We start from the raw sequence: 11,335 nt of genomic DNA, 5'->3' as shown, positions 1-11,335 counted from the left end.
CCTCCTATTCTCTCCCTCTACTTCCCTCCTCAGCAATAGACTTCTATTATAATATATAAATACTCTATCACTTCGACGTTTATATCGCCAGTCGGGGTTTTAACCCCTACTCCGGGCACACCCCTCGAATCCGGAGGGAGAGCGCGATGCTGCGCACCCGATTCACCGAGGCATTCGGTGTCGAGCACCCCATCGTGCAGGGCGGGATGATGTGGGTCGGCCGAGCCGAACTCGCCGCCGCGGTCTCGGAGGCGGGTGGGCTCGGCATCATCACGGGTCTGACGCAGCCGACGCCGCAGGCGCTGCGGGAGGAGATCGCCAGGACCAGGGATCTCACCGACAAGCCGTTCGGGGTGAATCTGACGATCCTGCCGTCCATCACTCCCCCGCCGTACGAGGAGTACCGGCAGGCGATCATCGACGGCGGGGTCCCGATCGTGGAGATCGCGGGCGGCAATCCGGCCACCCACCTGCCCTTTCTCAAGGATGCCGGGATCAAGGTGCTGCACAAGTGCACCAGCGTCAAGCACGCGCTCAAGGCGCAGCAGGTCGGCGTCGACGGCGTGAGCATCGACGGCTTCGAATGCGCCGGTCATCCCGGTGAGAACGACACGCCGGGGCTGGTGCTGATCCCCGCGGCGGCGCGTGAGCTGGAGATCCCGATGATCGCCTCGGGCGGCATCGCCGACGCTCGCGGCCTGGTCGCGGCGATGGCGCTGGGCGCGGACGGGGTGAACATGGGAACGCGGTTCCTGTGCACCGTCGAGTCACCGATCGCGCACTCGGTCAAGGAAAAGATCGTCGCCAATACCGAGCTCGACACGAAGCTGATCTTCCGGACCATGAACAACACCGCCCGGGTCGCCGACAATGCCGTCAGCCGCCAGGTCGTCGAGATCGAGCGCGGCGGCGGCACCTTCGCCGATGTGCGCGATCTCGTCGCCGGTGCGCGGGGACGCAAGGTCTACGAGGACGGCGACGTCGACGCGGGAATCTGGAGCGTCGGCCAGTGCCAGGGCCTGATCCACGACATCCCCACCTGCGGCGACCTCGTCGCGCGGATCGTGCGCGAGGCCGAGGACCTCATCGCGGGCCGGCTGGCGGGCACGATCGTCGAGGCGGTGGCGCGATGAGTGAGAGCCTGCACGTCGACGCCGAACACGGCGTCCTGCGCATCACGATCGATCGCCAGGCCAGGATGAACGCGATCGACCTCGCGACCATGGCCGAACTGTCCGCGGCGATCACGGCGGCCGCCGACGAGCCGAGCACCCGGGTGATCGTGCTGACCGGCGCGGGCAAGGCCTTCTGCACCGGCGCCGACCTCGCCGCCGCAGCCGCCTCGGGCGGCAACGAGGCGACGCCGGAGGTGGTGATGGACACCGCCAACGGCGTGATCCGCGCGATCGTCGACTCCCCGTTGCCGGTGATCGCCCAGATCAACGGGCCCGCCGCCGGTGTGGGCACCTCGATCGCCCTGGCCGCCGATCTCGTCTATGCCGCCGACAGCACCTACCTGCTGCTGCCGTTCACCTCCATCGGTCTGATGCCGGACGGCGGCGCGACGGCGTTGGTGGCGGCCGCGATGGGACGGGCGCGGGCCGCGGAGATGGCGCTGCTCGGTGGCCGCCTGCCCGCCACCGAGGCCGCCGCGGCAGGGCTGATCACCCGGTGCGTGCCCGCCGCGGAACTCACCGATTACGTCGACACCATCGCCGCCAAGCTCGCGATCGGGCCGCGGCGCGCGCTGGAACTGACCAAGGCCGCGATCAACGCGGCGACTCTGTCCGAACTCGACAGCGCGCTCACACGGGAGAAGGACGGGCAGGTCGAACTGCTGACCTCCGCCGACTTCCTGGAGGGGATGACCGCGATGTTGACCCGCCGCGCCCCGCATTTCGCCGACGCTCCCCGCCCGATCGCCGACCCGGCCTAGCGCCCGTCAAGGAGACGACGATGTCCACTGCCGTAGAACCGATGCGCTCGCGACGCAATCACTGGATGAACCAGATCGCGATCCACGCCACCGCCATTCCCGACGCGCCCGCGCTGCGCTACCTCGGCAAGACCACTACCTGGCGAGAGCTGCACGAGCGAGTCCAGAAGCTCGCCGACGCACTCGCGCGGCGCGGTATCGGCCCCGGTGATCGCGTGCTGATCCTGATGCTCAACAACACCGAGTACATCGAATCGGTGTTCGCCATCAATACTCTCGGCGCCATCGCGGTCCCGGTGAACTTCCGGCTCACCCCGCCCGAGATCGCCTACCTGGTCACCGACAGCGGCGCCACCGCCATCATCACCGAGGCGATGTTCGCCCCGCTGGTCACCGCGGTGGCGGGCCAGACCGGTGGCCTCGACACCCGCATCGTGGTCGGCGTAGGCACGTGTGAGGGCCTGCTCGGCTACGACGACCTGCTGGCCGAGGAGGGCGAACCGCACGAGCCGCGTGACGTCACCGAGGACACCGCCGCCCTGATCATGTACACCTCCGGCACGACCGGAAACCCCAAGGGCGCGGTGCTGACCCACCTCAATATGAACTCCCAGGCGCTGACCTGTATCCGGGCCATGCGCTACAGCGCCGACGACATCGCCTTCTGCGCGTCGCCACTGTTCCACATCGCCGGATTGGGCTCCATCGCATCCTGTTTCGTGCTCGGCGCGCTGACGGTGATCCATCCGCTCAAGGCCTTCGACGCCACCGAGGTCCTCGACGCGTGGGAGCGCGAACGCGCCACCTCTGTGTTCCTGGTCCCGGCCCAGTGGCAGATCGTCTGCGCCGATCCCTCGGTGCCGCAGCGTGATCTGCGGCTGCGGGTGATCAGCTGGGGCGCGGCGCCCGCCTCGGACACGGTGCTGCGCGCCATGGCCGAGACCTTCCCTGACGCCCTCAATGTGGCGGTCTTCGGCCAGACTGAGATGTCGCCGATCACCTGTGTGCTCGACGGCGAGGACGCGATCCGCAAGCTGGGGTCGGTCGGCAAGCCGATCCCGACCATCGCCACCCGGATCGTCGACGACGAGATGAACGATGTGGCACCGGGCGAGATCGGCGAAATCGTCTATCGAGGACCGACATTGATGCGCGAGTACTGGAACAACCCGCGCGCCACCGCCGACGCGTTCGCCGGCGGCTGGTTCCACTCCGGAGATCTGGTCCGCCGGGACGACGAGGGGTTCGTCTACGTCGTCGACCGGAAGAAGGACATGATCATCTCCGGCGGCGAGAACATCTACTGCGCCGAGGTCGAGAACGTGCTCTTCAGCCATCCCCGCATCCGCGAGGCGGCAGTGATCGGCCGGGCCGACGACAAGTGGGGCGAGGTGCCGGTGGCGATCGTCGCCGTCGAGGACGCCGACGCGATCAGCCTCGCCGATCTCGAAGCGCACCTCAACGCCCACCTGGCCCGCTACAAGCACCCGAAAGACCTCGTCGTGGTGGACACCCTGCCGCGCAATGCCGGCGGCAAGGTGGTCAAGCACGAACTGCGCAAGCTGCACGGTTCGGCGCCCGTCGCCGGCAGCTGAGCGAGCCGATGACACGGTCCCGGTGACGCCACTCCCAGCGTCGCCGGGACCTTTCGGCTGGGTGGACCTGGTCAGCTGCCGAGGAAGTCCTCGATCGCAGGCCAGGTGGTGTCGGCGGCGGCCGGGCCCGCGAGCAGGCCGAGGTGGCCGCCGGGGACATCCACGAAGCGGGTTTCGGCGGCGTTCGGCAGGATCTCGAGCCCGCGCCGCACGGCGGTGGCGGGCACCACCATGTCGGTGCGGCTGCCGACCAGCAGCACCCGGCAGGTCACCTTGGCCAGCTCGATCACCAGGTCGGAGCGCACCCGGATCGAGCCGCTCGCGAGCTCGTTGCGCACGACCAGACTGCGGTAGATCTGCCAGAACGAGCGACCAGGATAGCCCGGCATGCTGGACATGAAGCGGTCTGTCGCCTCCATCCGGGCCAGCGCCTCGGTGTCCAAGGCGTTGCGGGCCAGGAACATCGGCCGGGCGAGTTCCCGGTCGAAGGCCTGCAACCGGAAACCGAGCTGGACGAATTCTTGCGGGATGCCGCCCATGAGCCGGGTGGCCAGCGCCATCTCCCGGCCGCCGGTGATCCGGCCCGCCAGGCGCAGCGGCTGCAGCAGCGGAGTCCGGGCCTGGTCGATCGGGGTGGCCAGGCCGGTGATCGAGGCGATCGGCAGGTCGGGGTTGGCGGCCGAGGTGAGCAGGGCCATGGCGCCGCCGAGGGACCAGCCGATGATGTCGATCGGGCCGTCGTGTTCGTTGGCGACCCGGAGGATGGCCTCGGGCAGGATGTCGTGGGTCCAGTCCTCGAGCCCGAGATCGCGGTCGGCGTAACCGAATCGGCCGTAGTCGATGACATACGGCTGCCTGCCCTGGTCGAGCAGGAACCGCACCAGACTCTGCCCCGGCCGCAGGTCGAAACACGCCGGTGTCACCGCCAGCGGTGGCACGAGCAGGACCGGATTCCCGGTCGCCGGGGTCGTGCGGTCGTACCGCTTCAGGTGCCGGTGCTTCCCCTGGTAGATCGTCGTCGACGGCGCGGGCCGAGACGACTCGAGCCCACCGCCGAACGACACGGACCACACATTGCGCACCGCGCGCTGTGCGTCGGCAACAATCGCCACCACCACAATCCCCTTTACTTCACCACTGCTGCCGGACGGCAGTTGTCACCAGATCAAGTCGTCACGCCGCACGGCGGGCGGCGTCGGCCTTCCCGCTCCGGTAGGGCCGGGTCGCGGAGCCGGTCAGCGGCCGCGCGAAGAGCACCTGCGCGGCGGCGCGAGCGAGACCGGCGAGGCCGCGTCGGCCCGCGGGCAGGCCGAGCACACTCCACACGGTCTGCGTCCGCGACGGCGTCACGGTCTGCCCGGCGAACCGGTCGGACAGCCAGTTCAGGCTCAGCGGCGTCGACAACGCGAGCAGCGTGATGTGCTCGCTGAGCCGGTCACGCAGGTAGGTGACGTGCGCACCGTGGCCGCGATAGCGGTCGACCAGCGCGTCGATATCGGCGGTCGCGATGATCTGGTCGTGCACGGCCTGCACGACAAGCAGCGGCACGGCCGGCGCCCTGGTACCCAGTTCGGCGTCCGCGAACACGGCGGCCATGTCGGCGAGGGCGAGCAGCTCGCCGAGCGGGACGGAGGTGTGCCGGTCGACGTCGTAGCGCGCCAGCCGCAGGACCGCGGCGCCGGTGGTCGAGCGTGCGGCCTTGTCGAGCACGGCCTGGCCCGCGTCGTCGACCACGCTCGCGATGACGGCGTCGAACGCGGGATACACCCGGCGCAACGCGGCCACGACCAGGGTCGGCAGTCCGGCGTGCAGGCTGCCGTTGAGCCGGTGGAACGTGGACACCAGATCACCGACCGGCGAGCCGAGCACCGCACCGGCGATGTCGAGTTCGGGTGCGTAGTCGGGCGCCATCTCGGCGGCCCACGAGGTCGCGAGGCCACCACCGGAGTAGCCCCACAGCCCGATCGGAGCCCGCGGATCGAGGCCGAGCGGTGCGAACGACAGCGCGGCGCGGATGCCGTCGAGGGCGCGGTAGCCGGGTTCGCGCGGGGCGCCCCACGCGCCGAGCATGCCCTCGTGATCCGGGATGGAGATGGCCCAGCCCCTGGTCAGCGCGTCGACGAAGCACAGGAGTTCGACGTGGGCGAAGGTGCCGATCGCGCGCGAGCCCTTCTGCAGCGCATAGGACGGGAACCCGCGCGAGGACACGGCGTCGATGGCGCATTGGAACGACAGCAGCGGAGTCTCCGGCCCCATGTCCGCGGGCGCGATCACGGTCGTGACCGAGGCGTCGGGCTTCCCGTTGAGGTCGGTCGTGCGGTACAGCAACTGCCACGCGGTCACCTTCAGCGGGATCAACCCGAAGGCGGCCAGTTCGACCGGCCGCCACCGCAGGACCGTGCCCTCGGCGAGCTGCTCGAATCCGGCCCGCGGCTGATAGAACGGGTCGTTGTCGGGCAGCGTCGCGAAGGCGGGCGCTGGCCAGCTCTCGGTGCGCGAGCGGGCGTGGTCGGCAGTCAACGGTGTACTCCAGGGGATGGCACGCGGGTGTGCGGGACAGGGAAAACGGGCCGGTCGCGGTGACCGGCCCGTCGGGGCGGATCGTTGCCGGTCAGGCGGCTCTGCGTGCGGGCTCGCTGCGGTAGCGCGAGGCCGGACCGTCGATGCCGAGCAGGCGCCAGGTGAGCTTGGCGAGCGGGTTCATCATGCCGGTGCTCTCCACCAGCGCCCGCACGTCGGCGAAGACGTCACGCTTGGTGGCCTGCGATGCCGGGCTGCCCCAGTAGGCCTCGCGCATCACCTCGTCCGGGATGCCGAACTTCTCCACGAACTGCTTCGGCGGCGTCGCGATCATGTCGAGCATCACGCGCATGGCGATCGGGAACGCCACCGAGAGCACGGTTTTCGTGATCGGGTTCATGGACGGCACGTTCTTGCGCAGGTACTCGTGCGCGAACGAGATATGCCGCGCTTCCTCGGCCACATGGATCTGCATGACCCGCTGCACCATCGGATGCATGTCCACCCCGCCGCGCAGCAGCGACTTCTGCAGGTGATCGATCGGCTCCTCGCCACCGAGGATCATGGTGAAGAACAGCTCCGGGAAGTACTTCACCGCCGGCCAGATGATCATCGTCAGCTTGCGGTCGATCGGGCCCATGCCGATCACATCGCGGTAGCCGATCCGGTTGATCATCTCCTGGAACATCATCGTGTGGTTGCACTCTTCGGCAGCCTCATGGGTGACGTACCGGAACTCCGGATCACCGTTGGGCACCGAGACCAGATACTGCATCAGCCCGCGGATCAGCAGCTGCTCGAAATCGAGGCCGACCTTGGCGATCCCGGCCTGGCGCCACATGCCCATGGCGATCTGCTTGTCGACCGGCTGCGCCTTGTACCAGGGGTGGCGGCCCAGCGGGTCCTCGTCGGGCATGATCCAGCGCGGATCGTCGGAATGCACGGCGAATTCCGGCGAATCCCAGTCGATGTCGACGTACGGATCGAAGTGCCGGTTCACCGAGCCTTCGGACAGGTTGCGCAGGATCTCGTGGTATTCGGGATCGGTTGCGGTGTTCTTGGCAGTTGTCGACAGCATCGGCGATGTCTCCTTTGTGTGGCGCAGATTGCACGTTATATGAGACTCGGGGTCTCAGACAAGTGGGTGTGGCGCCTGCACAGGCAGCAGGGGGCTTGGGGGAGGCATTAGAATGATGAGAGTCCGGGCTCCGCTCCACCCATCGAGGGGGAATGGCCGTGACTTCCAATTTCACCGAGCCGCGCCTCACATATGTCGACGATCAAGGGCATCGCCGGGCTTTGACACTGTCTGCCGAGGCGCCGCGGATCACGGTCGGGCGATCATCGCTGGCCGACATCACCCTGACCGCCGATGGTCAGGTGTCGCGGCTGCACGCGACGGTGGAGTGGATCGGCGGACAGTGGACCATCGTCGACGACGGGCTGTCGCGTAACGGCACCTTCGTCAACGGAGAACGTCTCGCCGGGCGTCATCGACTGCAAACCGGTGACAGCATCCAGATCGGCAACACGGTGCTGTCCTATCTGGACCATGGCCGCCGGGCGAGCTGTGCGAAAACCCAAGCCCGGGACTCCTCCGGCCTTCCGACGCGGCGCTCGTTGACGGAGGCGCAGAAGGGGGTGCTGGTCGCGTTGTGCAGGCCGTTCCAGCACAACGCCACCTATGCCACCCCGGCATCGAATCAGCAGATCGCCAAGGAACTGTTCGTGAGCACCGAGACGGTGAAGACCCATCTGCGCGCGCTGTTCGGAAAGTTCGGTGTCGAGGACCTCCCACAGAATCAGAAGCGGGCCAAACTCGTCGAGCGAGCCATGAACAGTGGAATCGTCAACGAACACGACTTCGAATCCGAGCCTGCTCCTTGATCTGCTCTTTGCGGCGATAGCGTCGGCGCTGTCCGATGCGCCAGGCGCCGATGGCTGCCGCGACGCCGGCCAGCATCCCGACCACGGCCGCGGTCACCACAGTCGCGATCGTGGGCGCACTGCCGAACAGAATCCACGCGGCGCCCACCAAGCCGATCGCGAGCACACCCGCGCTCACGGGAACGCCGACACCGCCGGATACCCGACGCCGACGGTGGCGTAGCGAGCGCAGGAACGACTCCAGATACGCGACCGCGAACAGGATGAGCGCCCCGACGCCGACCGCCGCGGCGGTGGGTAGCGCGGGCTGCGCCGTCTTGACCGGGAAGCTCGATGTGCTCGTCGGCGCGCCCGGTTCGGTCACCGTCAGTTCACCGGTCACTTCGCCCGCGACCAGGTGCTGCCCGCCCAGCGCTGGCAGCGTGGCCACGCTGCGGCCGGGCTCCGGGGCCATCGGCGCGCTCTGCTTGGCCACCGTGGCTCCCAGCACCTTCAGCCGCAGCTCGGCCGTGGCGGCGGCCGAGGGCCCGACCGCGGTGACGACCACCGGTTGGTTCAGGTCGACCGGGATCGTTTCGCCGGAGGCGGGGTCGACGCCGCCGACGGTGGCGGCTCCCGGCGGGAGTGTTCCGCCGGTGCTCGGCGAGCCGACGCCGATCAACGCGACGGCGAGCGCCATCAGCGCCAGGCCCCCCGCGGCGAGCAGCGGCACCCGTGGCGAAGGCAAGGTGATCACTTCTTTGACCGGAACCAGGTCGGCTTCGTCCACCTCGGCCAGCCGCACGCCCTGCGCACGCTGGCCCGGTACGGGTCGCACGGCGGGTGCGGTCGGCCCGCGCGTGGCCGCGCCGTCGATGACGGTCGGCGAGATCGGGCCGGTCGTGCGGGCCGCGGCGGAGATCGTCTCCGCACCCATCACCGGGATGCCCTGGGCGGACAGCCAACCCGGCCCCCATGGCTCCGTGGATGCCTCGGCGAGGGCAACCCCGAACGCTTCGGCGGTCGGATACCGCTTCGCCGGATCGGTGGCCAGACCGCGCATGACAACCTCCGCGAGGTGCTCCGGGATGTTCGGTGCGGCCTCACCCAACGGCGTCGGCTCGTCGAACGCGTGCATGAACAGCGTCGCGAGCGCATTCTCCCCGGCGGGGAAGGGCAAGCAGCCGGAGAGCAATTCGTAGAGCATCGTCGCCAGCGCGTAGACGTCGGTCGCCGGGGTCAACTCCCCGCCGCGAGCCTGTTCGGGGGCGATGTAGGACGGCGTGCCGATCACCTCGCCGGTCTTGGTGGCCATGGTCTCGTCGCCGCCGACCACTTTCGCGATGCCGAAGTCGGTCACCTTGAGCGCGCCGGAGGCGGCGAACATCAGGTTCTCCGGTTTGACGTCGCGGTGCAGGATGCCGTGGACGTGGGCGGCCTCCAGCCCCGCCGCGCACGACAGCGCGACCGCGACCGCCGACGGCGCGTCGAACCCGTCGCCGGTGAATCGGCTCCACACGGTTCCGCCCGGCAACAGCTCCATGACCAGCAGGCACATCTCTTCGGTTTCCACGTAGTCATAGACCGGAACGACGTGCGGATGGTCCAGCGAAGCGAGCAGCCGGCCCTCGGAGACGAATCGCCGCCGCACGATCGGGTCGGCCGCGAACGCCGGGGGGAGTTGCTTGATGGCGACGGGGCGGTCCAGCCTGCGGTGCCGACCGGCCAGGACGAGACCCCAGCCGCCCTTGCCCAACTGGCCCCCGATCTCGTAGGCGGGCAGTGCCGCGGCCACCGGGTCGATCTCGGCGGTCTTCGCAACGGTGGTTTTCGGGTCGGGGGTCATCGGCTCGGCGCCTCGGCATCGAGCGGCACGGTCCGCTTCTCGCTGTCCTCCTCGTCGAGCTCCTCGAGCGCGGCCTCTTCCTCCTCCAGCTCGGCCGCCTCCTCTTCGGCGGTCGTCGGTGTCGGGGTGAGGTAGCCGAGGACGAAGAACCCGCCTGCGAACAGCAGCGCGACGATCCCCCACCGTTCGGGGCTCGGCATCCAGACTCGCAATGCCGACAGCGAGAACACCAGCACCAGTCCGATGCCGAGTCCCGGCGCGAGCATGCGCATGCCGCGCTGCCAGCGGTTGGGCGGCATCCGGTGCCTGGCGACTGTCAGCGCCGCGTCGGCGATCGCCAGCACCGTGAGGATCAACAGCGCCAGCCCGAACAGGCCGTAGACCGAATTCAGCGAGCCACGCACATCGGTGACGGTCTTCGCACCGGCCAGTACATTGTCGTCGGCGTCGTATGCGGTCACCGATCCGCTGATCAATCCTGTCGCCTGCTCGGACAACCCGGAAAGGTCGAGCGAATAGCTCAGTCGCTCTGTCGAGTTCGGCAAGACCGTCCGATTCACTGACGTGCCGAACGAGTAGAACGTGAGACCTACCACTTGGCCGGACAGATCGATGCGCCGGACGGTGACCGGCTCGCTGCCCGCATTGGTGACACTCACCTCCACTTCCGCGGAACCGTTGGGGTCCAAGCGAATCGGATCGGCCTCGGTCGCCGTGGCGATTTCCCGGCCGTCGATACTGACCGCCAGACTGACGGAACCCTCCGCCGCCGCGTGCGCCGATGCGGGCGCGAACACGCTGAATACGACCAGCGCGATAAGTATTCCAATGGTTTTCACTATCGCTCCTCTGGTCGTGGCGGCGGGCTCAGGAGCCTCCGTACATAGACGAAAACTCCGATAAGCAGGAAGAACATGATCACGGTGAGAGTGGAAGTCGCGGCGTCGACATTGCTGGCGAGCACGACGTCCAGCGCCGCGGCGAGCACAGGTCCGCAGGCAGCGGTGACCTCGTAGCGGCCGACCGGGAGGACCGTTCCCATATCCAGCGTGGATTGGAACGCGCCGCGGTCATCGGCGACGGTCGTCCCGGCCGGTACGCCGCCGATGGCCACATCCACCTCGGCTCCGGCCGGACAGCCGTAGCCCATTCCGGAAATGTTTTCACCCTGGGCCACGGCCGGCGCGGTGAGCTCGAACCCGGCGTTCTCCACGGTCGGCGGGGGCACCTCGTAGCCCGGCGCGACCAGCAAAGGAATCAGTGCGAGCTCGACAGGTTCGCGCTGATGTGGGGTCTGGGGGTGGTGCGGCGGGGCCCCGGGCGGTTGTTGATGCGGCCGGTCCTGCTGCTGCTGCGACCCGTCGGCATCGTTGGCCCGACCGTCGCGGGGTCCGGTGCCTGGTCCGTCGTTGGGTCGGTCGGTGGGTCGGTCGTCGCGTCCGTCGTTGGGTCGTTCGGTCGTTGGGTCGGGCGTTGGGTCGGTTGTTCGGTCGCCTGGGATGATGGGGGTGTTGGGGTTGGTCTCGATGTCGGGAATGTTGGGGTTGGTCTCGATGTCGGGAATGTTGGGGT

Annotated in this window: 10 protein-coding genes; 4 read left to right on the top strand and 6 right to left on the bottom strand. The window is 68.5% G+C overall.

The annotated features are described in order from the left end of the window. Window positions 1-146 precede the first annotated feature (146 nt). From ACFWPJ_RS03450 to fadD5, 3 genes are read left to right on the top strand one after another with little or no spacing between them, the layout of a single operon-like run. Complete coding sequence (locus tag ACFWPJ_RS03450; RefSeq protein ID WP_378846568.1) at window positions 147-1,133, top strand: NAD(P)H-dependent flavin oxidoreductase; 987 nt, start codon at window positions 147-149, stop codon at window positions 1,131-1,133. Beyond that, on the top strand, window positions 1,130-1,936 hold the full coding sequence (locus tag ACFWPJ_RS03445) for an enoyl-CoA hydratase (protein WP_378846565.1): 807 nt from the start codon (window positions 1,130-1,132) through the stop codon (window positions 1,934-1,936). The genes ACFWPJ_RS03450 and ACFWPJ_RS03445 overlap by 4 nt, the downstream gene beginning before the upstream one ends. 20 nt (window positions 1,937-1,956) lie before the next feature. After that, the gene (fadD5, locus tag ACFWPJ_RS03440; RefSeq protein ID WP_378846563.1) at window positions 1,957-3,531 is read left to right on the top strand and encodes a fatty-acid--CoA ligase FadD5; all 1,575 of its coding nucleotides are present in this window, start codon (window positions 1,957-1,959) and stop codon (window positions 3,529-3,531) included. Between the two features lie 71 nt (window positions 3,532-3,602). On the opposite strand, the gene ACFWPJ_RS03435 is transcribed toward fadD5, so the two are convergent. The 3 genes from ACFWPJ_RS03435 to ACFWPJ_RS03425 all read right to left on the bottom strand — a co-directional run bounded on the left by ACFWPJ_RS03435 (window position 3,603) and on the right by ACFWPJ_RS03425 (window position 7,129). Then, window positions 3,603-4,646, bottom strand: coding sequence for an alpha/beta fold hydrolase (locus tag ACFWPJ_RS03435; protein WP_378846560.1), 1,044 nt, complete (start codon window positions 4,644-4,646; stop codon window positions 3,603-3,605). Window positions 4,647-4,704: 58 nt separating this feature from the next. Then, window positions 4,705-6,051: a lipase family protein gene (locus tag ACFWPJ_RS03430; protein ID WP_378846557.1), complete on the bottom strand. Its 1,347-nt coding sequence runs from the start codon at window positions 6,049-6,051 to the stop codon at window positions 4,705-4,707. A gap of 91 nt (window positions 6,052-6,142) precedes the next feature. Further along, window positions 6,143-7,129 (bottom strand): diiron oxygenase, encoded by a 987-nt coding sequence (locus tag ACFWPJ_RS03425; protein WP_378846554.1) that lies wholly within the window; start codon window positions 7,127-7,129, stop codon window positions 6,143-6,145. Window positions 7,130-7,281: 152 nt separating this feature from the next. Here ACFWPJ_RS03425 and ACFWPJ_RS03420 point away from each other — a divergent pair, with 152 nt between their 5' ends. Further along, window positions 7,282-7,938: an FHA domain-containing protein gene (locus tag ACFWPJ_RS03420; protein WP_378846552.1), complete on the top strand. Its 657-nt coding sequence runs from the start codon at window positions 7,282-7,284 to the stop codon at window positions 7,936-7,938. Here the strand turns inward: ACFWPJ_RS03420 and ACFWPJ_RS03415 are convergent. The 3 genes from ACFWPJ_RS03415 to ACFWPJ_RS03405 form a co-directional block, all read right to left on the bottom strand. After that, on the bottom strand, window positions 7,901-9,763 hold the full coding sequence (locus tag ACFWPJ_RS03415; RefSeq protein ID WP_378846549.1) for a serine/threonine-protein kinase: 1,863 nt from the start codon (window positions 9,761-9,763) through the stop codon (window positions 7,901-7,903). The two genes, ACFWPJ_RS03420 and ACFWPJ_RS03415, sit on opposite strands and share 38 nt — an antisense overlap. Further along, window positions 9,760-10,602, bottom strand: a complete 843-nt coding sequence (locus tag ACFWPJ_RS03410) for a hypothetical protein (RefSeq protein WP_378846546.1) — start codon at window positions 10,600-10,602, stop codon at window positions 9,760-9,762. Before ACFWPJ_RS03410 ends, ACFWPJ_RS03415 begins: the two co-directional genes overlap by 4 nt. Then, the coding region (locus tag ACFWPJ_RS03405) for a hypothetical protein (protein ID WP_378846543.1) at window positions 10,602-11,335 on the bottom strand (734 nt) is incomplete at its 5' end. The genes ACFWPJ_RS03410 and ACFWPJ_RS03405, both read right to left, overlap by 1 nt.

This window comes from Nocardia sp. NPDC058497 (assembly GCF_042720195.1).
Taxonomy (GTDB): Bacteria; Actinomycetota; Actinomycetes; order Mycobacteriales; family Mycobacteriaceae; genus Nocardia.
This window is presented reverse-complemented; position numbering and strand designations above follow the sequence as displayed.